Source organism: Pseudomonas migulae (assembly GCF_043225285.1).
Classification (GTDB): domain Bacteria; phylum Pseudomonadota; class Gammaproteobacteria; order Pseudomonadales; family Pseudomonadaceae; genus Aquipseudomonas; species Aquipseudomonas migulae_C.
The window spans coordinates 1116032-1136749 of the sequence record NZ_CP171224.1 but is presented as its reverse complement, the minus strand read 5'-3'; the positions used below and the strand labels follow the sequence as shown (position 1 = coordinate 1136749).

At 59.9% G+C, this 20718-nt stretch carries 18 protein-coding genes; 12 read left to right on the top strand and 6 right to left on the bottom strand.

The features are described 5' to 3' along the window. Window positions 1–14: 14 nt before the first annotated feature. The 4 genes from ACF6ZU_RS05260 (at window position 15) to ACF6ZU_RS05245 (ending at window position 5302) form a co-directional block, all read left to right on the top strand. The gene (locus ACF6ZU_RS05260; protein WP_392890833.1) at window positions 15–1619 is read left to right on the top strand and encodes a response regulator; all 1605 of its coding nucleotides are present in this window, start codon (window positions 15–17) and stop codon (window positions 1617–1619) included. Further along, a complete protein-coding gene (locus tag ACF6ZU_RS05255; protein WP_392890832.1) occupies window positions 1616–2308 on the top strand; it encodes a sensor histidine kinase in 693 nt (230 codons plus the stop codon). The genes ACF6ZU_RS05260 and ACF6ZU_RS05255 overlap by 4 nt, the downstream gene beginning before the upstream one ends. Before the next feature lie 311 nt (window positions 2309–2619). After that, complete coding sequence (locus tag ACF6ZU_RS05250) at window positions 2620–3861, top strand: glutamine synthetase family protein (protein ID WP_392893704.1); 1242 nt, start codon at window positions 2620–2622, stop codon at window positions 3859–3861. 70 nt (window positions 3862–3931) lie between these two features. After that, window positions 3932–5302 carry an MFS transporter gene (locus ACF6ZU_RS05245; RefSeq protein ID WP_392890831.1) on the top strand — a complete coding sequence of 457 codons (1371 nt, stop codon included), beginning with the start codon at window positions 3932–3934 and terminating at the stop codon, window positions 5300–5302. A 205-nt stretch (window positions 5303–5507) separates the two neighbouring features. On the opposite strand, the gene ACF6ZU_RS05240 is transcribed toward ACF6ZU_RS05245, so the two are convergent. The 4 genes from ACF6ZU_RS05240 to flgA all read right to left on the bottom strand — a co-directional run bounded on the left by ACF6ZU_RS05240 (window position 5508) and on the right by flgA (window position 8116). Continuing rightward, window positions 5508–6254, bottom strand: coding sequence for a flagellar brake protein (locus ACF6ZU_RS05240; RefSeq protein WP_392890830.1), 747 nt, complete (start codon window positions 6252–6254; stop codon window positions 5508–5510). 92 nt (window positions 6255–6346) lie between these two features. Then, window positions 6347–6814: a flagella synthesis protein FlgN gene (locus tag ACF6ZU_RS05235; RefSeq protein ID WP_392890829.1), complete on the bottom strand. Its 468-nt coding sequence runs from the start codon at window positions 6812–6814 to the stop codon at window positions 6347–6349. Between the two features lie 48 nt (window positions 6815–6862). Continuing rightward, window positions 6863–7189 (bottom strand): flagellar biosynthesis anti-sigma factor FlgM, encoded by a 327-nt coding sequence (gene flgM, locus ACF6ZU_RS05230; RefSeq protein WP_392890828.1) that lies wholly within the window; start codon window positions 7187–7189, stop codon window positions 6863–6865. A gap of 165 nt (window positions 7190–7354) precedes the next feature. Next, window positions 7355–8116, bottom strand: coding sequence for a flagellar basal body P-ring formation chaperone FlgA (gene flgA, locus ACF6ZU_RS05225; protein ID WP_392890827.1), 762 nt, complete (start codon window positions 8114–8116; stop codon window positions 7355–7357). Window positions 8117–8197: 81 nt separating this feature from the next. On the opposite strand from flgA, the gene ACF6ZU_RS05220 reads away from it, so the two are divergent. Both ACF6ZU_RS05220 and cheR read left to right on the top strand, forming a co-directional pair. Further along, window positions 8198–9130, top strand: a complete 933-nt coding sequence (locus ACF6ZU_RS05220; protein WP_038979445.1) for a chemotaxis protein CheV — start codon at window positions 8198–8200, stop codon at window positions 9128–9130. A gap of 46 nt (window positions 9131–9176) precedes the next feature. Beyond that, a complete protein-coding gene (cheR, locus tag ACF6ZU_RS05215) occupies window positions 9177–10004 on the top strand; it encodes a protein-glutamate O-methyltransferase CheR (protein ID WP_392890826.1) in 828 nt (275 codons plus the stop codon). A gap of 388 nt (window positions 10005–10392) precedes the next feature. On the opposite strand, the gene ACF6ZU_RS05210 is transcribed toward cheR, so the two are convergent. Then, on the bottom strand, window positions 10393–10605 hold the full coding sequence (locus ACF6ZU_RS05210) for a hypothetical protein (RefSeq protein ID WP_392890825.1): 213 nt from the start codon (window positions 10603–10605) through the stop codon (window positions 10393–10395). Between the two features lie 890 nt (window positions 10606–11495). Here ACF6ZU_RS05210 and flgB point away from each other — a divergent pair. Genes flgB through flgE form a run of 4 tightly spaced genes read left to right on the top strand, consistent with a single transcriptional unit; the run spans window position 11496 to window position 14460 of the window. Further along, the gene (flgB, locus tag ACF6ZU_RS05205) at window positions 11496–11903 is read left to right on the top strand and encodes a flagellar basal body rod protein FlgB (protein WP_392890824.1); all 408 of its coding nucleotides are present in this window, start codon (window positions 11496–11498) and stop codon (window positions 11901–11903) included. 3 nt (window positions 11904–11906) lie between these two features. Continuing rightward, a complete protein-coding gene (flgC, locus tag ACF6ZU_RS05200) occupies window positions 11907–12350 on the top strand; it encodes a flagellar basal body rod protein FlgC (protein ID WP_262163700.1) in 444 nt (147 codons plus the stop codon). A 15-nt stretch (window positions 12351–12365) separates the two neighbouring features. Then, window positions 12366–13088, top strand: a complete 723-nt coding sequence (gene flgD / locus ACF6ZU_RS05195) for a flagellar hook assembly protein FlgD (protein WP_392890823.1) — start codon at window positions 12366–12368, stop codon at window positions 13086–13088. A 31-nt stretch (window positions 13089–13119) separates the two neighbouring features. Further along, window positions 13120–14460, top strand: a complete 1341-nt coding sequence (flgE, locus tag ACF6ZU_RS05190) for a flagellar hook protein FlgE (RefSeq protein ID WP_392890822.1) — start codon at window positions 13120–13122, stop codon at window positions 14458–14460. 276 nt (window positions 14461–14736) lie between these two features. Here flgE and ACF6ZU_RS05185 read toward each other — a convergent pair whose 3' ends face one another. Further along, on the bottom strand, window positions 14737–17631 hold the full coding sequence (locus ACF6ZU_RS05185) for a ribonucleoside-diphosphate reductase subunit alpha (RefSeq protein WP_392890821.1): 2895 nt from the start codon (window positions 17629–17631) through the stop codon (window positions 14737–14739). A gap of 733 nt (window positions 17632–18364) precedes the next feature. Between ACF6ZU_RS05185 and ACF6ZU_RS05180 the strand changes: the two genes are divergently transcribed. Both ACF6ZU_RS05180 and ACF6ZU_RS05175 read left to right on the top strand, forming a co-directional pair. Then, window positions 18365–19087 carry a response regulator gene (locus ACF6ZU_RS05180; protein ID WP_392890820.1) on the top strand — a complete coding sequence of 241 codons (723 nt, stop codon included), beginning with the start codon at window positions 18365–18367 and terminating at the stop codon, window positions 19085–19087. Further along, complete coding sequence (locus tag ACF6ZU_RS05175; RefSeq protein ID WP_392890819.1) at window positions 19084–20694, top strand: ATP-binding protein; 1611 nt, start codon at window positions 19084–19086, stop codon at window positions 20692–20694. The genes ACF6ZU_RS05180 and ACF6ZU_RS05175 overlap by 4 nt, the downstream gene beginning before the upstream one ends. Window positions 20695–20718 lie beyond the last annotated feature (24 nt).

Below are 20718 nucleotides of genomic sequence, written 5' to 3'. Positions count from 1 at the left end.
CCTGGAAATCTTCGATGCTGTCGTATCACCAAAAGCGCTTTCTGATCGTCGATGATTTCTCGGATTTCCGCAGTTCGGTTCGCTCCATGCTGCGTGAGCTGGGCGTCAAGGACGTGGACACCGCCGACTCGGGCGAGCAGGCGCTGCGCATGTGTTCGCAGAAGCCCTACGATTTCATCCTGCAGGATTTCCACCTCGGCGATGGCAAGAAAAATGGTCAGCAGGTACTCGAAGACCTGATGCTCGAGAAGCTGATCAGTCACGAAGCGGTGTTTGTCATGGTCACCGCCGAGACCAGTCAGGCGATGGTGCTCAGTGCCCTGGAGCACGAGCCCGATGCGTACCTGACCAAGCCGTTCAACCGCTCGGGCCTGGCCCAGCGCCTGGAGCGTCTGGAGCAGCGCAAGACCTTGCTCAAGCCGATCCTGCAGGCCCTCGATCGGGGCAAGCCGGTTGAAGTGCTCAATGCCTGCATCGAGCTGTGCAAAAAAGACATCCGCTATTCGCCGTTGTGCCTGCGCTACCGCGCCGATGCCTTGCGCGATCTGAATCAGAACGAGGCACTGGAGCGTCTGTACGACAGCATCATCGCCGACCGGCCTTTGCCGTGGGCGTTTGCCGGGTTGGGCAAGTTGATGTTCAAGCGCGGTCAGATCAGCCTGGCCAAAGGCGTTTACGAAAAAGCCCTGAAAGTATTCCCCATGATGCCGGCGATCTACGACGGCATGGCGGACGTGCTGGTTGCCGAAGGCGACACCAAGGGCGCGCAGCAGGTGCTGGAGGAGGCGATTCGCTTGTCGCCGCTGGCCGTGCGCCGGCAGGCGCTGCTGGGCAAGCTGGCGATGGCCAACGAAGATTACGACACGGCGTCCAGAGCCTACCGGCAGGCGGTGAGCCAGGGGGCCCAGTCACGTTTCAAGGACGCGGAAAGCAACCTCGGCCTGGCCCATGCCTTGATCAGCAAGGGCAGTGAGAAAGGCCTGGATACCCGCACGCGGCTGGAGATCAACACGACGCTGAGCGCCGTGGCCAAGGAAAACCCTTCCGATCCGGGCCTGCAGATTCGGGCGCGACTGATGAAAGCCACCAGCCTGCTGCTCAACGATGCCGAGACTGCGGAGAAGCTCACCGAGCAAGCGATGTTGCGCCTCGATGGCATGGAGCAATTCATGAGCGCCGAAGCGGCCCTGTTGGTGGCCAAGCAACTGCAAATGCTCGGGCAGCATGATGCCGGCGCCTCGATGCTGAAAAACTGCATGGAAATCTACGGTGACGATCCGGTGGTGATGCAGAACATCGTCAAGCTGACCGACGACCCGAACATCCTCAATGCCTGCAACGCGGCGGCAGACCTCAACCGCCAGGGCGTGCGCATTTACAAGACCGGCAACCTGCCCGAGGCACGCGAGATATTCCGCAAGGCCCTGGCGTTGCAACCGAAAAACATCAGTATCGCGCTGAACATGGCGCAGTCGCTGTTGCACGGCGCCGACATCACGGTGACGTCGGTGGAACTGGAAGAGTGCCGGGCCTGCCTGAAAATGGTCGGCATGATGCCCGACACCGATGCGCGATACGCGCGTTATCAGAAACTGAAAATCAAGGCGTTCGGCGCATGACCCAAGACAACTTGGCACTGGATTTCTCCACGGTGATCGCCTCCACCGTGCATGACATGAAGAACTCCCTGGCGATGTTGATGCAGGCCCACAGCCACTGGCTGGCGCGTTTGCCCGACCCTGATCGGCATTCCCCGGAGCAGGGCGTGATCGAGTTCGAGTTCGCCCACCTCAACGACATGCTTGTGCAGTTGCTGGGGCTTTACAAACTCGGCGTCAACCAGATGCCGTTGCAACCGGCCTACCACGAGCTGGATGATTTCATCGAGGCGCAGCTGGCCTGTCATCAGGACGTGTTCGCCAGTCGCGGCCTGATGGCGACATATGAAGTAGACCCCCTGAGCCCGCTGGGCTTTTTCGATCGCGAACTGGTTGCCTCGGTGCTGGCCAACTGCATCAACAACGCCATCCGCTATGCGCGCCACTCGGTGTTGATCAGCGTCAGCGATGATGCCGGGCAACTGGTGCTGACGATCAATGATGATGGTGAGGGTTATCCGGCCGAGATGATCGAGCGTCAGGCCGATTACGTGCAGGGGATCAACCACAGCAGCGGCAGTACTGGCCTGGGCCTGTATTTCGCCGGGCGGATCGCCGCGTTGCATCAGCGCAATGGCATTGGCGGGCGCACTGAAATCAGCAATGGTGGGCCGTTGGGCGGTGGCGTGTTCCGCCTCTACCTCCCTTAGAAATCCCTGTAGGAGCCGGCTTGCCGGCGATGAACGATGACGCGGTGTGTATGAATGTCCGCGTCGTCTGGATCGCCAGCAAGCTGGCTCCTACAGGGATCGTGGTGAGTGTTGGAGATTTGTGTGGCGGTGCTTGATATCCCGAACAGGCGGAGCCTATTTTGTACGGGTCGCCGTTCGCGGCTCGCACAACAACAAGGATTTGCGTCATGACAACCGATGGCCAGGGCTCACTCGCACAGCGATTGACCGGCATTGATGAGATTGAATGTGTAACGCCGGACCTGAACGGCGTGCCCCGTGGCAAGGTCATGACGGCTGAGGGGTTTCTCGAAGGACGGCGGTTGCAGATGGCGCGGGGTGTGCTGCTGCAATGCATCATGGGCGGTTATCCGCCTGCGCGTTTTTACGGCAGCGATGATGGCGACCTGGCGCTGGTCCCTGATCCTGCGCAGATCCACCGTTTGCCCTGGAGCAAGCAACCCCGCGCCCTGGCCATTTGCGATGCCGACGAACTGAGCGGCGAAAGCTCCAGCCTGTCGACCCGTGGCCAGCTCAAGGCGGTCATTGCGCGTTATGCCGCGCTCGGCCTGGCCCCGGTGGTCGCCACCGAGCTGGAATTCTTTGTCTTCGCGCCCAATAGCGACCCGTCGCAACCCTTCCAGCCGCCGGTGGGCCTGGACGGTCGCCGCGAAGAAGGGCATTCCGCCTTCAGCGTCAGCTCCAACAACGGTTTGCGTCCGTTCTTCAGCGAAGTCTACGAATGCATGGCGGCACTGGGCTTGCCCCGGGATACGTTCATGCACGAGATGGGTGTCAGCCAGTTCGAGATCAACCTGTTGCACGGCGATCCGCTGCTGCTGGCCGACCAGACGCTCCTGTTCAAGCACCTGCTCAAGGAAGTCGCGCTCAAGCACGGGCTGACCGTGGTCTGCATGGCCAAGCCGCTGGCGCACACGCCGGGCAGTTCGATGCACATTCACCAGAGCGTCGTTGAAATCGGCAGCGGGCGTAACGTGTTCAGCGACGAGGCCGGGCAGCCGACCGCGACCTTCCGTCACTTCATCGGTGGACAGCAGGCCGGGATGGCTGATTTCACCGCATTATTTGCACCGAACGTGAACTCCTATCAGCGCTTGTGCCATCCATTCGCGTCCCCCAATAATGCCTGCTGGTCCCACGACAATCGTGCGGCCGGTTTGCGCATTCCGGCCAGTTCGCCGGTCGCTCGTCGGGTCGAGAACCGCTTGCCTGGGGCCGATGCGAATCCGTACCTGGCGATTGCCGCGAGCCTCGCCGCGGGTTTGCATGGCATTGAAAACCAGCTGGAGCCGAGCGAGGCGATCCAGGGTGAATTCGAGGTGCCGGATAATCTTTCGTTGCCGTGTACCTTGCATGCCGCTCTCGAACGTCTGAAACGTAGCCAATTGGCGAAGGAACTGTTTGGCAAGGAGTTCATCGAAGGCTACGTCGCTTCGAAGACCATGGAGCTGACCAGCTTCTTTGATGAAATTACCCCCTGGGAGCGCCGTGTTCTTGCGGCCCAGGCCTGACGAACCTTCGTCTTCGGGCTATCTTTGCGGATAGCCCGTTTCTCACCGCAAGGAGCCGCTCGGAACGCCGATGCGCCAAATCTGGAAACCCTTTCGAGCGCTGTATTTCGCCTCGCTGATGATGTTGATCGGCTCTGGCTTGCTGAGTACTTACCTGGGCTTGCGCCTGGCGGCCGACCACGTCGACAGCCTGTGGGTCGGTGCGCTGATGGCCGCCAACTATTTCGGCCTGGTGCTGGGCGGCAAGATCGGCCACCGGCTGATCGCCCGCGTCGGGCATATTCGAGCCTATTCGGCGTGCGCCGGGATCGTCGGTGCGGCGGTGCTGGGCCATGGCCTGGTGGACTTCCTGCCGGCCTGGATCTTCCTGCGGGTCATCGTCGGCCTCGGCATGATGTGCCAGTACATGGTCATCGAAAGCTGGCTCAATGAGCAGGCCGAAGCCTCGCAACGCGGGACGGTGTTCAGCGGCTACATGATCGCGTCCTACCTGGGGCTGGTGTTGGGCCAACTGATTCTGGTCATGCACCCGGCGCTCGGCCTGGAGCTGTTGATGCTGGTCGCGTTGTGTTTCGCCTTGTGCCTGGTGCCGGTGGCGCTGACCCGACGGATTCACCCGGCGCCTTTGCGCCCTGCGCCGATGGAACCTCGGTTCTTCATCAAGCGCGTACCGCAATCATTGAGTACGGTGCTGGGGGCGGGGCTGATCATCGGTTCTTTCTACGGCCTGGCGCCGCTGTATGCCTCGCAGCAAGGGTTGTCCACCGAACAAGTCGGTCTGTTCATGGGTAGCTGCATTTTTGCCGGTCTGCTGGTGCAGTGGCCACTGGGCTGGTTGTCCGACCGTTATGACCGGGCGCTGCTGATCCGTTGTTTTGCGTTAGTCCTGGCGTTGGCTGCGTTGCCGTTGGCGATCATGAAACAGGTGCCGCTGGAGGTGTTGTTCATCACCGGCTTCATCTGCTCGCTGGTGAAGTTCTGCCTGTACCCGCTGGCCGTGGCGTTCTCCAATGACCACGTCGAAGCCGATCGGCGGGTGTCGCTGACGGCGATGCTGCTGGTGACCTACGGTGTTGGCGCCAGTATCGGGCCGCTGGTCGCCGGTGTGCTGATGAAGATGTTCGGCAGTCATATGCTCTATGCCTTCTTCAGTTTCTTCGCGGTGGTGCTGGTATGGCGGATCCGCCCGAAAGCGGTGACCAACCTGCACCAGGTGGACGATGCGCCGCTGCATCACGTGGCCATGCCGGACAGCATGTCGAGTTCGCCGCTGGTGGCCTGTCTCGACCCGCGGGTGGATGAACAAGTGGTGCAAGAGCAGATGCATAATCCGGTCACGCCAGAGCCAAGTCCTGAACCTGAGCCCGAGGCGCCAACCGACGTCCCACCGGAAGATCCGGACACCGGTCGCGAGCAAAGCTTCACCGAGGCCCGCCCGTAATTCCGGGCGTGCGCAACACCCGTAGGAGCCAGCTTGCTGCGGGCGGCGTTCCGACGATGGACGTCAACGATAACGCGTGCTGTCTGGATCAACGCGGCGTGCTTGCGTCCATCGCCAGCAAGCTGGCTCCTACAGGTATTGGGTTGCCCCAATAAAAAACGGGCAGTCACCGCAAGGGACTGCCCGTTTTTTATTGCGATGCTGATTACAGGTCGTCTTTGTCGAAACGACGTGCTTCACGCTGAAGCTGATAGACGAACCGTTCAACCTGACGCTGCACCAGCCCGGTCATGTTATGGAAGCGGATGCCGGCGAACGTGGTGGAGATCTTTTCTTCGAAGTGCAGGTAACGCAGTTCAACCGGTGCCGTCATTTTGCCGAAAGGCAGGTCGGCGGCGAAACGGTCGTATACCTGGCCCAGTTGCAGCCTGTCGGTGATGTCGCCGTCGAAGCGCAACTTGCAGCCGGTGGCGGAGATGTCCAGCAGTTTGCCGCGGATCGGTGCCTTGAGCTTTTCACCATCCAGGTCGACGTCGACCAGTTGGGCCAGCTTCAGGGCTGCGCGAAAGGCATTGCGACGCTGGTGATAAACCACTTCATCTGGCAGCGGGCCACGATAGCAGCGGCTGCCACCGGACTCGTCGATGGTAAATTGGGCGCTGCTGCCCCAGGCAATGCGTACGCCTTCGTGGAAACCTTCGACCTTGAAGGATTCGCCAGCCATCAGATAGCGTTCGCCGTCACGAGGGATCATTTCGTCGAAGGCAATCGTGCCTTCTTCGCGATTCACGTCCACCAGATAAGTCTGGAAGCGCTGGTTGCGCTCATGGAAGGTGATGATCAACGGGTCATGGCTGTCTTGCAGCTGGCGCAGGTTGCCGGAGATTTCCAACGGTGTAGCGAGCACCTTGGGTGGCTGCGGGGCATCTTCCGCGTTTAAGGCATTGGACACGGTTTATCAATCTCCAGACAAAATATGACTACGGCTGGCCACTATAGTGCCAGCATGTTGCGAGTCTTGATAGGGCGTGGTCATTTGCGGGCTCAAGCCTGACTGAGCGGGCGTGGCTTCGCAAGCTTGGCGGTTGATCCGCGAGCATCATAGAGGGCTGGCGGTTCGCCGCCGGTGAGGATTTTCAGCTGGTTGGCCGTAGCGGCCTGCTGAACCAGAATCGACTGGCCATTATTGAGGTTAGCAGCCTGGCATTGAGCCAGAAGGTCGGTCAGCACATCGCTCTGCGCCAGCAACTCTTCGCCAACGCTCGAATGGCTGGCCAGTTCCACCAGTCCATTGCGATTGATTGGCAGATTGAGGCTGGCGAGAATTTCACTGCGCTTGCGGCCATGCTGTTCGAGCAGAATGATCATTGCCTGTTTCTGCGCCAGAATCTCTTCGAGCAGAGGCATGTCGCGACCGTGCAAGGCGATGGATTCGGTTTGCAGTAACTCCAGCAAGTGCTGCGCTGGAGCGAAGTCGTCGGTGATCAGTTGCAGTAAATTAGTGTCGTGCATGGCTGGCCTTGGGGTTTAAGCGTCCAAAAGCCTGGCGCGGGCCGTGGCCTAGCGCTGGGCTTCGAAGTTGAGCAGTTTGCTGGCTACACGGTTGCTGTCGACTTTGTAGCTGCCATCGGCAATCGCTGCTTTCAACTCTGCCACGCGGGCTTTGTCGACGGCAGGCTGATCGCGCAGCTTGTCAGTGACCTGTTGCAACTGTTGAGCCTCATTGCTGAGGTGTACCGATTCCCCGCTTTTGACGGTGCTGGCCTGTTCGGCCGGGGTATTCAGCGCTGCGGATTTGCCGTTTTCGGCGGTTTCCTTGGCGACGCTGGTACGTGTACTGCCCGTCAGTGACGAAGAACTGTTCAAACGGCTGAAATCGATGACCATGGTAAAAAACCTCTGAGTATTTGGACGCTTGCCATGTTTTCGGCTCTCCCTGTGAAAACTTTAGACCCATTTATCAATGAGCCTGCTTGCGCCAGCACTTCTCCTGCGTGCGGCACAGTTTAGGGAACAGCCTCGGGCAACGCCACTTCTTCAGGATCAGAGTGCCTACATAGACACTTCCACCTGGCCCGGCGCAGTGACTTGCGCCTTGATGACCCGTTTGGAGTTGAGGTTTTTCACACGAATCTGTTCGCTCATGCCGCCATTGGCCAGTGCTTCGCCGGGCATGCGCACGCTGAGCGTACCACTGCGGGCGGTAATCACCACCTGATCGCCCTTGCGAATGACTTCCGCCTGTTCGAGATGAACCAGGGTGATCACCTGATCGGCGACCATTGGTCGGGTAAGTCGCTGCCCGACCGCCTGGTCCAGGGTCGTCAGGTAGCCCTGGCTGATCAGGCTGATATCGCGTTCGCGCAGGAGGACATCACCGGGCTCGACAATGTCGGCGCGGCGCAGGGGGCGAGTGGTGGTCACAACGTCGCGAAACAGGCGGACTTGAGCGGGCACGAACACCGTCCAGGGCGAAGAACCCTCGCAGCGAACCTTGACCGTGACCCGGCCCAACGGCTTGGCCGGACTCTCCAGGCTGGCTGTCAATTCCTTGTCGCACATGGGCATGCGCAGTCGCGGATCGAGCTGGTTGACCTGTATTTCGTAGCGACCTTCCGTTTGACTGGTAGCCAGATAGTCTTCTACGGTGAATTCAAGAAAGCCCTGGGTGACGCCGATAAGCATGTCAGGCAAGGTAACCGCGTCAGCAAGGGCAGGGCTGCCAGCGTTGAACAGGCAGACGGCCGACATCGCACAAAGCAATTTGCGGAAGGTGGATGTCAGGCGTCGGAAAAATGTCGGTTCTGTGTTCATAAGAGTTAAAAAGCAAGCGCCGTGCCGTTTAGTGATGAATGTGCGTCGCAACACACTTAGCGTTGGTGTAGGAGTCTGGGCATGGCTGGTGTAATGGATTCGGTAAACCAGCGCACGCAACTGGTAGGGCAGAATCGCCTGGAGCTGTTGTTGTTCCGTCTCGACGGGCAGCAGCTGTACGGGATCAACGTGTTCAAGGTTCGCGAGGTGCTGCAATGCCCCAAGCTGACCCTGATGCCCAAGTCCAGTCCTGTCGTGTGCGGTGTGGCAAACATCCGGGGGGCGACCATTCCGATCCTTGATCTGGCAATGGCGACCGGTTCCGGAGCGCTTAAAGATCAAAGCAACCCGTTCGTGATCATCACGGAGTACAACACCAAGACCCAGGGTTTCCTGGTGCGCTCGGTGGAGCGCATCGTCAACATGAACTGGGAAGAGATTCATCCGCCGCCCAAGGGCACCGGTCGCGATCATTACCTGACAGCTGTGACTCGGGTGGACAATCAGTTAGTCGAAATCATCGACGTCGAGAAAGTGCTGGCGGAAGTGGCGCCTACCCCGGAAGCGATTTCCGTCGGTGTGGTTGACGTCGAAACCCAGCACAAGGCGCTGTCGCTGCGGGTGCTGACGGTCGATGACTCGTCGGTGGCGCGCAAGCAAGTCACGCGTTGCCTGCAGACGGTGGGCGTCGAAGTGGTGGCGTTGAACGACGGCAAGCAAGCGCTGGATTACCTGCGCAAGCTGGTCGACGAGGGCAAGAAGCCGGAAGAAGAGTTCCTGATGATGATCTCCGACATCGAGATGCCGGAGATGGACGGGTACACCCTGACGGCCGAGATCCGCAACGACCCGCGCATGCAAAAGCTTCATATCATCCTGCATACTTCGTTGTCGGGTGTGTTCAATCAGGCGATGGTCAAGAAAGTCGGTGCCGATGACTTCCTGGCCAAATTTCGCCCTGATGACCTGGCATCCCGGGTGGTTGACCGGATCAAAGCAGCAGACATCAGCTAGGGGCCTTCTGCCCCTGGCGGTTAATACGATTTAAGAGGCGGCATCATTGTCTACGGGTAATTTGGATTTCGAACAGTTCCGGGTCTTCCTGGAAAAAGCCTGTGGCATTTTGCTGGGTGAAAACAAGCAGTACCTGGTTTCGAGCCGTCTCAACAAACTGATGGAACAGCAAGGCATCAAGTCCCTGGGTGAGCTGGTCCAGCGCATCCAGACCCAGCCGCGCAGCGGTTTGCGCGAGATGGTGGTCGATGCCATGACGACCAACGAAACCTTGTGGTTTCGTGACACCTATCCGTTTGAAGTGTTGAAGAACAAGGTGCTGCCGGAGGCGATCAAGGCCGCTCCCGGGCAGCGTCTGCGGATCTGGTCGGCAGCGTGTTCGTCGGGTCAGGAACCGTATTCGCTGTCGATGTCCATCGACGAGTTCGAGCGGGTCAACATGGGCCAGTTGAAGATGGGCGTGCAGATCGTTGCCACTGACCTGTCGGGTTCCATGCTGACCAACTGCAAGACCGGCGAGTACGACAGCCTGGCGATCGGTCGCGGTTTGTCGCCCGAGCGCCTGCAGCGTTATTTCGACCCGAAAGGGCCGGGACGCTGGGCCATCAAGGCGCCGATCAAGAGCCGGGTGGAATTTCGCTCGTTCAACCTGCTGGACAGCTACGCGAGCCTCGGCAAGTTCGACATCGTGTTCTGCCGCAACGTGTTGATCTACTTCTCTGCCGAGGTGAAGAAAGACATTCTGTTGCGGATCCACAGTACGTTGAAGCCGGGTGGTTATTTGTTCCTGGGAGCCTCTGAGGCGCTGAATGGGTTGCCGGATCATTACCAGATGGTTCAGTGCAGTCCGGGGATCATTTACCAGGCGAAGTGATGGGTTGGTGAGGGTTTGAAAAGCGGGAGTCCTTGGGGCTCCCGCTTTTTTTGTCTGCTTTGGGGGGCATATCCATTTCTGCGGTAACGGCCGCTATTGGTTTCGCCCTTACGGCGAGTCACTTGGAAAAACGGAACGCCGCCCGGCCCTAAGTAACCAAGGGCTCTTGCCCCTTTCGTTCGGTGCCTCGCTATGGCTCGGCATGCCCTCGTTCCGGTCCTGCTCCGTGGGCCCGCCGCCATCGGCCATCCATGGCCGGGGGCGGCTACCGCGGCATCCTTGCCGCGGTGCCCACTGCGCAGAACCTCCACTCGGCCTCTCGAGGGGGCGTGCACCGCAAGATCAAAAGCCAAGGCGAGCTAACGCTCGGCCTGATGAGTGGTGAAGATCAAAAGCGTATGCGATTCCCTGTAGGAGCCAGCTTGCTGGCGAAAAACGCCCAGACGCCGCGTTCATCCAGACAGCCCGCGTCATCGTTGACGTCCATCGCCAGCAAGCTGGCTCCTACACTTTCGACCGTGTGAACCCAATCCCCGTGTGGGAGCGAGCCTGCTCGCGAAAAACGCCCGGACACCGCGTTCATCCAGACAGCCCGCGTCATCGTTGACGTCCATCGCCAGCAAGCTGGCTCCTACACTTTCGACCGTGTGAACCCAATCCCCGTGTGGGAGCGAGCCTGCTCGCGAAAAACGCCCGGACACCGCGTTCATCCAGACAGCCCGCGTCATCGTTGACGTCCATCGCCAGCAAGCCGGCTCCTACAATTTTGACCGTGTGAACCCGATCCCGTGTAGGAGCGAGCCTGCTCGCGAAAAACGCCCAGACACTGCGTTCATCCAGACAGGCCGCGTCATCGTTAACGTCCATCGCGAGCAGGCTCGCTCCCACAGGGGAACGCATACGCAAAATGAGCCAGGTCGGCTATCAGGCCGCCTCGGCGGCTGTGGCGGTGGTCGCCCCCTCGAGAGGCCGAGTGGAGGTTCTGCGCAGTGGGCAACCCGGCATGGATGCCGGGTTAGCCGCCCCCGGCCATGGATGGCCGATGGCGGCGGACCCACGGAGCAGGACCGGAGCGAGGGCATGCCGAGCCTTAGCGAGGCACCGAACGAAAGGGGCAAGAGCGCTTGGTTACTTAGGGCCGGGCGGCGTTCCGTTTTTCCAAGTGACTCGCTGTAAGAGCGAAACCAATAGCCGCCGTTACCGCAGCAACGGATATGTACACACAACCCAAAACCCAAAACCCAAAACCCAAAACCCAAAACCCAAAACCCAAAACCCAAAACCCAAAACCCAAAACCCAAAACCCAAAACCCAAAACCCCCAAACCGAAAGCGGCAGAAAAGCGGCAGACGGCGGAAACCCGTTGCCGCTTTTCTGGCATTGCCGCCTTGCCCCTACCCGCAAAGCCCCGGTTTATGGGCTTTTATAAATTGGCACGCCACTTGCTATGTCCATCGTACGAAAAATCAGGTCACCCGAAGGTTTCCCGACATGAGCATCAGCTTCGATAAAGCGCTCGGTATCCACGAACAAGCCCTGGGCTTCCGCGCCCAGCGTGCCGAAGTCCTGGCCAACAACATCGCCAACGCCGACACCCCGAACTACAAGGCTCGGGATCTGGATTTCTCGAAAGTGCTCGCCGAGCAGAGCGAGAAAACCAAGAACGGCACTTTCGCCTTGAACATGACCAACAGCCGTCATATCGAAGCTGAAGGCCTGGGCAATGGTGACGAGTCGCTGATGTATCGCACGCCGATGCAACCGTCGATCGACCAGAACACCGTGGACGCCCAACTGGAACAGTCGAACTACGCGGAAAACGCGGTCAACTTCCAGGCCAGCTTCACCCTGCTCAACAGCAAATTCAAAGGGCTGATTTCCGCCCTGCGTGGAGAGTAAGTCATGTCTCTGTCCAGCGTTTTCAACATTGCCGGTAGCGGCATGAGTGCCCAGACCACACGCTTGAACACCGTGGCCTCGAACATCGCCAACGCCGAAACCGTTTCGTCGAGCATCGACAAGACCTATCGCGCTCGTCACCCGGTGTTCGCCACCATGTTCCAGGGCGGCCAGAGCGGCGGCAGCGATTCGCTGTTCCAGAACCAGGACGCCGCAGGCCAGGGCGTGCAGGTGCTGGGCGTGGTCGAAGACCAGAGCAACCTTGAAGCCCGCTACGAACCGAACCATCCGGCGGCCGACGCCAAGGGCTACGTCTACTACCCGAACGTCAACGTGGTGGAAGAAATGGCCGACATGATTTCCGCGAGCCGTTCGTTCCAGACCAACGCCGAAATGATGAACACCGCCAAAACCATGATGCAGAAGGTCCTGACCCTCGGTCAGTGATAAGGGGCGACTCAGATGAGTGTTACCGATACCACCAGCGGCCTTAGCCTCAACGACATCCTGGCCAATTCGTCGATCAAGACCAACACCAGTGCCGACGGCCTGGCGTCCGCGACGAACAGCGCCACCGGCAAAAAAGCCCTGGGCAAAGACGCGTTCCTGCAGTTGCTGGTGACGCAACTGAAGAACCAGAATCCGCTTGAGCCACAGGACAACGGCGAGTTCGTTGCCCAGCTGGCGCAGTTCAGTAGCCTGGAAGGCATCACCACGCTCAACGACACCGTGAGCGGCATTGCCGGCAACTACAACTCGTCGCAGGCATTGCAGGCTTCGTCGCTGGTCGGCCGTTCGGTCATCGCGCCGGGCGACAAGGCTGTCGTCGATACCGCCAAGAGCTTCAACGGCAGCGTTTCGGTACCGGCGTCGGCAGACCCGGTCACCCTCAAGATTACCGATGCCGACGGCAAGGTCATCCGCACCATCGACATGGGCTCGCAAAAATCCGGCAGCGCCAGTTTCATCTGGGACGGCAAGGACGATGCTGGCGTAGTGGCCAAGGCCGGTACGTACAACTTCACTGCCACCGCGACTTATGACGGCAAGGCGACCTCGCTGGTGACTTACCTGCCCGCGACCGTCAGCAGCGTGACCATCAGCCAGACCGGCGGTGAGTTGATGCTGAACCTGGCCGGGCTGGGCAGCATCGGTCTGTCCAAAGTACAAACCATTGGTATGTAGAGCCGACTAACACGGCACAAAGGAGTGGAATATGTCTTTCAATATCGGCCTTAGCGGTCTCTATGCAGCCAACAAACAACTGGACGTGACCGGCAACAACATCGCCAACGTCGCGACCACCGGTTTCAAATCGTCCCGTGCGGAATTCGAAGACGTGTACTCGGCCACCAAGCTGGGTTCCGGCTCCAAAGTAGTCGGTAACGGCGTGCGCCTGGCCAACGTTTCCCAGCAGTTCACCCAGGGTGACATCAACAACACCGGCAACGTACTGGACATGGGCATCAACGGTTCGGGCTTCTTCGTGCTGAACAACAACGGCTCGCTGTCCTACACCCGTGCCGGTACGTTCAAGGTCGACAAAGAAGGTTTCGTCACCAACACCGACGGCACCGCACGCCTGCAGGGCTATGGCGTAGATGCCAATGGCAAGATCGTCAATGGCATCCTGACTGACCTGCGCATCGACACCTCGAACCTGGCACCGAAATCCACCAGCCTCGTGTCGTCGACCATCAACCTGAACTCCACGGCTCTGGTAATCGACCAGACTGTCGCCGCCAACAAGTTCGACCCGGCTAAGCAGGAAACCTTCACCAAGCAGTTCAGCACCCCGATTTTCGACAGTCAGGGTAACCAGCACACCATGGATCAATACATGGTCAAGACGGGCTCGAACACTTGGCAGACCTACACCCTGATCGATGGTCGCAACCCTGACGGTACTCCGCCTACCGGCACCGGTGCGGTTGACCCGATCCCTTCGACCATGACCTTTGACCCGAACGGCAAGCTGGTGCAGGTCAGCACCCCGGTTGTTCCTGTGACCGTTCCGCCGACCTTCACCATCAGCAGTGACCTGAAGATCACGAACTGGACGCCAGGTACCGTGACCGGCGGTGTCTGGACAGCCAACGGTGCCGCCGCGAACCCGGCGGGTATCACCACGTCCATGGCGAACACTACGCAATTCAACGCCGACACTGCGCGTTCGATTCCGACGCAGAACGGCTACGCCACTGGCCAGATCACCAACCTGACCATCGACGGCAGCGGTGTGTTGCTGGCCAACTTCAGCAACAACCAGACCAAGCCGATCGGCCAGATTTCGTTGGCCAGCTTCACCAACGAACAAGGCCTGCAAGCGGTTGGCGGCACCAGCTGGAAAGAGACCTACGCTTCGGGTATCCCGGGCTACGACGCGCCGGAAACCGGCTCGCTGGGTTCGATCCAGTCCAACTCGCTGGAAGAGTCCAACGTCAACCTGACCAACGAACTGGTCGACCTGATCAAGGCGCAGAGCAACTACCAGGCGAACGCCAAGACCATCTCGACCCAGAGCACCATCATGCAGACCATCATTCAGATGACTTGATGTTGGCTAGCTGAATCGCAGTACAAGGAGCCCCTCGGAAGAGGGGCTTTTTTGTGGCTGGGATTTGTCGTGGGGCCATCGTTTTCAGTTGTTTGTGATGCCCTAATCGCGAGCAGGCTCGCTCCCACAGTTGATCGTGGGTGCTGGTGTAACGCGATCACCTGTAGGAGCGAGCCTGCTCGCGATGGCGTTGGTACAGTCACCCATTTCCCTGAGGCAAAAGAAAACCCCCGACAATCCAGAGAACTGTCGGGGGTTTCGTGTTACCGGCTCAGCTTATTGGCAAGCTTCGCAATCCGGCTCGTCGATGGCGCAGGCCTTTGGCACTGGAGCAGGGCCGGCTGGCGCTGCCAGGACCGAATCGTCACCGTGGTTGCCGCCGCTGGAAACAGCGTTCAGCTTGCCGGTGTTGATGGTCGACTTCTCGGTGCTGGTCGCGGCCAGGGCACGGAGGTAGTAAGTGGTTTTCAGACCACGGTACCAGGCCATGCGGTAGGTCACGTCCAGCTTCTTGCCCGAAGCGCCGGCGATGTACAGGTTCAGCGACTGAGCCTGGTCGATCCACTTCTGGCGACGGCTTGCCGCGTCGACGATCCACTTGGTGTCCACTTCGAAGGCAGTCGCGTAGAGCTCTTTGAGTTCTTGCGGGATGCGCTCGATCTGCTGCACCGAACCGTCGTAGTACTTCAGGTCGTTGATCATGACCGAGTCCCACAGGCCGCGAGCCTTGAGGTCGCGAACCAGGTACGGGTTGATCACGGTGAATTCGCCCGACAGGTTCGATTTCACATAGAGGTTCTGGTAGGTCGGTTCGATCGACTGCGAGACGCCGGTGATGTTGGCGATGGTCGCGGTCGGTGCGATGGCCATGATGTTGGAGTTACGGATGCCTTTCTGAACACGGGCGCGAACCGGTGCCCAGTCCAGGGATTCGTTCAGGTCAACGTCGATGTACTTCTGGCCACGCTGCTCGATCAGGATCTGTTGCGAGTCCAGCGGCAGGATGCCTTTGGACCACAGCGAACCCTGGAACGTCTCGTAGGCGCCGCGCTCGTCGGCCAGGTCGCAGGAAGCCTGGATCGCGTAGTAGCTGACCGCTTCCATGGAGGCGTCGGCGAACTGCACGGCGGCATCGGAACCGTAAGGAATGTGCTGCAGGTACAGCGCATCCTGGAAGCCCATGATGCCCAGGCCGACCGGACGGTGGCGGAAGTTGGAGTTCTTCGCCTGCGGTACCGAGTAGTAGTTGATGTCGATCACGTTATCGAGCATGCGAACGGCTACATCGATGGTGCGCTTGAGCTTGGCGGTGTCCAGCTTGCCGTCGACGATGTGGTTCGGCAGGTTGATCGAGCCCAGGTTGCAAACGGCGATCTCGTCCTTGTTGGTGTTCAAGGTGATCTCGGTGCACAGGTTCGAGCTGTGGACCACGCCGACGTGCTGCTGCGGGCTGCGCAGGTTGCACGGGTCTTTGAAGGTCAGCCATGGGTGGCCGGTTTCAAACAGCATGGACAGCATTTTGCGCCACAGGTCTTTGGCCTGGATGGTCTTGAACAGCTTGACCTTGCCCGGGTACTCGGTCAGGGCTTCGTAGTACTCGTAGCGCTCTTCGAAGGCCTTGCCGGTCAGGTCGTGCAGGTCCGGTACTTCGGACGGCGAGAACAGGGTCCATTTGCCGTCATCGAAGACACGCTTCATGAACAGGTCAGGGATCCAGTTGGCGGTGTTCATGTCGTGGGTACGACGACGGTCATCACCGGTGTTCTTGCGGAGTTCGATGAACTCCTCGATGTCCATGTGCCAGGTTTCCAGGTAGGCACAGACAGCGCCTTTGCGCTTGCCACCCTGGTTAACGGCAACGGCGGTGTCGTTCACCACTTTCAGGAACGGAACCACGCCCTGGGATTTGCCGTTGGTGCCTTTGATGTACGAACCCAGTGCACGAACCGGCGTCCAGTCGTTGCCCAGGCCGCCCGCGAATTTCGACAGCATGGCGTTGTCGTGGATCGCGTGGTAGATGCCCGACAGGTCATCCGGCACGGTGGTCAGGTAGCAGCTCGACAGCTGTGGACGCAGGGTGCCGGCGTTGAACAGGGTCGGGGTCGACGCCATGTAGTCGAAGGACGACAACAGGTTGTAGAACTCGATCGCACGGTCTTCTTTCTGCTTCTCTTCGATCGCCAGGCCCATGGCCACGCGCATGAAGAAGATCTGTGGCAGTTCGAAGCGGATACCGTCCTTGTGGATGAAGTAACGGTCGTACAGGGTTTGCAGGCCCAGGTAAGTGAACTGCTGGTCGCGCTCGTGGTTGATCGCCTTGCCGAGTTTTTCCAGGTCGAAGGTGGCCAGGACCGGGTTCAGCAATTCGAATTCGATACCCTTGGCGATGTAGGCCGGCAGCGCCTTGGCGTACAGGTCGACCATCTCGTGGTGGGTCGCGCTTTCGGCCACGTTCAGGAAGCTCAGGCCTTCTGCGCGCAGGGTGTCCATCAGCAGGCGGGCGGTGACGAACGAGTAGTTCGGCTCGCGCTCGACCAGGGTACGGGCGGTCATCACCAGGGCGGTGTTGACGTCGGTCAGGGCCACGCCGTCGTACAGGTTCTTCAGGGTTTCGCGCTGGATCAGGTCGCCGTCGACTTCTTCCAGGCCTTCGCACGCTTCGGTGACGATGGTGTTCAGGCGGCCCATGTCCAGAGGAGCAAAGGAGCCGTCGGCGCGGGTGATGCGGATCGACGGGTGAGCGTTGACGGCTTCTTCAGCCGGTGCGCGCACGGCGCGTTCTTTCGAACGGGCGTCACGGTAGATCACGTAGTCGCGAGCCACTTTCTGCTCGCCGGCACGCATCAGGGCCAGTTCGACCTGGTCCTGGATTTCTTCGATGTGAATGGTGCCGCCCGATGGCATGCGACGCTTGAAGGTCGCGGTGACCTGTTCGGTCAGGCGGGCAACGGTGTCATGAATTCGCGACGAAGCGGCAGCGGTGCCGCCCTCAACTGCGAGAAACGCTTTGGTGATCGCGACGGTGATCTTGTCATCGGTGTAAGGAACGACAGTGCCGTTACGCTTGATCACGCGCAGCTGGCCAGGCGCGGTGGCGGACAGATCCGAATTCGAATCAGCGGCCTGCGGCAAGGTGCCCTGCGGGTTCTCGCGAGTTGTGTCGGTTTGCATGGGGGTGTGTCTCCACATTCTCTATGTTTGTTTGAGCACCTTCATGGTGCCCACCGTTCTGTCCTGAAGCACTACAACCGACGGGCGTCGGGCATAACAACTTCGGGACAGTAGGAAAAGGCTAATGATGCCGCGTCCTTGCCGAAGTCTTTTGGCGACGAGCCTGGGCCCTTCGCCGGATTCCATTCCGGGTAGCAGTAATGACTGCAACACCCGTACCGTTCCTGCCGTACCGGCCTGAAAAAACGGTGCCATCCGCATGAGCGGTTTGGGCTTTTAAATTGACGCTTGGTTCAACCGGAAACAGGCAATAAAGCGCTTGAGTTCCGGGTCCGAAATGTGGTTGGGCTTTTTGGTGAAAACCCTACATGTAGGGGTTTTTTAGCGCCGGGGTACAAGATAGTGCGTTTTGGAAGGTGTTGCAACGTACTACCTGTGGATAAACCTGTGCGTAAATTGTGCGTGAAAGGTGGAACGGGCGCGTAGGCCGCGACGCTACTGGACCGAGGCGATTTTCAACGATTTTCAACGAGCGAAAACAGCCTTCCAGATTTTTAAGGGCGCGAACCCTATCACAAAAAACCGGGTTGTCCGAACGCATTTGCCGGCTTGTGTTCTGGACGAGTGGCGTTTATACAATCGGCCGGTACAGACGCATTCTTATCCTCCCCAATCATTACAAAAAGACGGGCGGATCCTTCCTTATAAGTGTTGTTGGCAAGCAGAGGTCACCGTGGAGCAAGAAGCCTGGCAGGTATTGATTGTGGAAGACGACCAGCGTCTGGCCGAACTGACCCGCGATTACCTGGAGGCCAATGGCCTGCGTGTGTCGATCGAGGGCAATGGCGCCCTGGCTGCGGCGCGCATCATCAAGGAAAAACCGGACCTGGTGATCCTCGACCTCATGCTGCCGGGCGAAGACGGCCTGAGCATCTGCCGCAAGGTCCGCGACAAATATGACGGCCCGATCCTGATGCTCACTGCGCGCACCGATGACACCGACCAGATCCTCGGCCTCGACCTGGGCGCCGATGATTACGTGTGCAAACCGGTGCGCCCGCGCTTGTTGCTGGCGCGCATCCAGGCACTACTGCGACGCAGTGAAACAGCCGAGCCGGTCCCGGAAAAACTGCGACGCCTGCAATTCGGCCCGCTGGTGGTCGACAACGCCCTGCGTGAAGCCTGGCTGCAAGACAGCGGCATCGAATTGACCAGCGCCGAGTTCGACCTGCTGTGGCTGTTGGTGTCCAATGCCGGACGCATCCTTTCCCGCGAAGAGATCTTCACCGCGTTGCGTGGCATCGGCTATGACGGCCAGGACCGTTCAATCGACGTGCGCATCTCGCGCATCCGGCCGAAAATCGGCGACGACCCGGACCACCCGCGACTGATCAAGACCATTCGCAGCAAAGGCTACCTGTTCGTGCCTGAAGCCTGCGTAGATCAGCCGCTGTGAATTCGATCTTCCTGCGCATCTATGGCGGCATGTGCGCGGCGCTGATTCTGGTGGCGGTGCTCGGCGTGCTGGCGTTGCACATGCTCAACCAGGTGCGCAGCGAGCAGTACCGCGAGCGCCTGGCCCACGGCACGTTCTCGCTGATGGCCGACAACCTGCAACCGATGAACGAAACCCAGCGTCACCGCGCCTTGCTGGTGTGGGAGCGTTTGCTCGGGATTCCGCTGGCGCTGAAGACCTTCGCCCAGACCGACCTCGACCTGACCCAGCGCACCCGCGTGTTGCGCGGCCAGGCACTGGTCGAGCAGACCGGTCCCCATGCGGCGAAGGTTTATCGTCTGGTCAGCGATCAGGAGCAGTTGGTGCTCACCGGTGAAGTGCAGCAGATCAGCGAACAACTGGCCCGGGCGACGATTTACCTGCTCGCCGACGAGCTGGTGCGCGTGCCGGTGGCCGAGCAGCCCAAGCGTCTGGCGCAAATCAAGGAGGAGAAGGGCTTCGGTTTCGATCTGCGGTTGGTCACGGTCTCTGAGGCCGACATGGATGAAGACCAGAGCCGCCGCGTGTCGGAAGGCGACACGGTGATGGCGCTGGGCAAGGAGGGCGATTCGATCCGGGTGTTTGCCGGCATGGTTGGCACGCCGTGGGTGCTGGAAATCGGCCCGTTGTACCAGATGAACCCTTACCCGCCGGAATGGCTGGTGCTGATTGCAGCCCTCGGTTTGAGCCTGATCGGCTTGATCGTCTATTTACTGGTGCGGCAGCTGGAGCGCCGCTTGCGTGGCCTCGAAGCCGCCGCCACGCGCATCGCCAAGGGCAGCCTGGAAACCCGAGTGCCGGCACGCGGGGCCGACTCGGTCGGGCGCCTGGCGTCGGCGTTCAACGGCATGGCGGAGCACTTGCAGCAGTTGCTGGCGGTGCAGCGGGAGCTGGTGCGCGCGGTGTCCCACGAGTTGCGCACGCCGGTGGCGCGCCTGCGTTTTGGCCTGGAGATGATCGGTTCGGCGACCACACCGCAGGCGTTGGAAAAATATTGCGAAGGCATGGACCACGACATTGAGGACCTGGACCGGCTGGTGGACGAGATGCTCACCTATGCACGACTGGAACAGGGTTCGCCGGCGCTGAATTTCCAGCGCATCGACCTGGATGCGCTGGTCAATCAGGTGATCGAAGAACTCGCGCCCCTGCGTGCAGATGTCACGGTGCAGCGCGGGTTGTGCCTGTCGGCGGCCGATTGCGACGATGCCTGGGTCGAGGCCGAGCCGCGCTATCTGCACCGGGCGATTCAGAACCTGGTGAGCAACGCCATGCGCCACGCGCAATCGCGGGTGACCGTCAGTTATCAGGTGGGGCAGCAGCGTTGCCGGGTCGACATTGAAGATGACGGGCCAGGCGTTCCGGAATCAGCCTGGGAGAAAATTTTCACCCCGTTCCTGCGCCTGGATGACAGCCGCACGCGCGCGTCGGGCGGGCACGGGCTGGGGTTGTCGATCGTGCGGCGGATTATTCATTGGCATGACGGGCGGGCGCTGATCAGCAAGAGCAAGAGCCTGGGTGGGGCTTGCTTCAGCTTGAGCTGGCCGCGCAATCAGGAGAAGCGTTGAGATGGGGGGTGAATGATCTGCCGC

Excerpts from the sequence above, each read along its gene's own strand:
- flgB (WP_392890824.1), top strand. The coding sequence starts at position 11,496 with ATGAGCATCAGCTTCGATAAAGCGCTCGGTATCCACGAACAAGCCCTG.
- ACF6ZU_RS05260 (WP_392890833.1), top strand. The coding sequence starts at position 15 with ATGCTGTCGTATCACCAAAAGCGCTTTCTGATCGTCGATGATTTCTCG.
- flgA (WP_392890827.1), bottom strand. The coding sequence starts at position 8,116 with ATGAACACAGAACCGACATTTTTCCGACGCCTGACATCCACCTTCCGC.
- flgC (WP_262163700.1), top strand. The coding sequence starts at position 11,907 with ATGTCTCTGTCCAGCGTTTTCAACATTGCCGGTAGCGGCATGAGTGCC.
- ACF6ZU_RS05210 (WP_392890825.1), bottom strand. The coding sequence starts at position 10,605 with ATGACGCGGGCTGTCTGGATGAACGCGGTGTCCGGGCGTTTTTCGCGA.
- ACF6ZU_RS05255 (WP_392890832.1), top strand. The coding sequence starts at position 1,616 with ATGACCCAAGACAACTTGGCACTGGATTTCTCCACGGTGATCGCCTCC.
- flgD (WP_392890823.1), top strand. The coding sequence starts at position 12,366 with ATGAGTGTTACCGATACCACCAGCGGCCTTAGCCTCAACGACATCCTG.
- ACF6ZU_RS05185 (WP_392890821.1), bottom strand. The coding sequence starts at position 17,631 with ATGCAAACCGACACAACTCGCGAGAACCCGCAGGGCACCTTGCCGCAG.
- flgE (WP_392890822.1), top strand. The coding sequence starts at position 13,120 with ATGTCTTTCAATATCGGCCTTAGCGGTCTCTATGCAGCCAACAAACAA.
- ACF6ZU_RS05220 (WP_038979445.1), top strand. The coding sequence starts at position 8,198 with ATGGCTGGTGTAATGGATTCGGTAAACCAGCGCACGCAACTGGTAGGG.
- flgM (WP_392890828.1), bottom strand. The coding sequence starts at position 7,189 with ATGGTCATCGATTTCAGCCGTTTGAACAGTTCTTCGTCACTGACGGGC.
- ACF6ZU_RS05245 (WP_392890831.1), top strand. The coding sequence starts at position 3,932 with ATGCGCCAAATCTGGAAACCCTTTCGAGCGCTGTATTTCGCCTCGCTG.
- ACF6ZU_RS05235 (WP_392890829.1), bottom strand. The coding sequence starts at position 6,814 with ATGCACGACACTAATTTACTGCAACTGATCACCGACGACTTCGCTCCA.
- ACF6ZU_RS05250 (WP_392893704.1), top strand. The coding sequence starts at position 2,620 with ATGACGGCTGAGGGGTTTCTCGAAGGACGGCGGTTGCAGATGGCGCGG.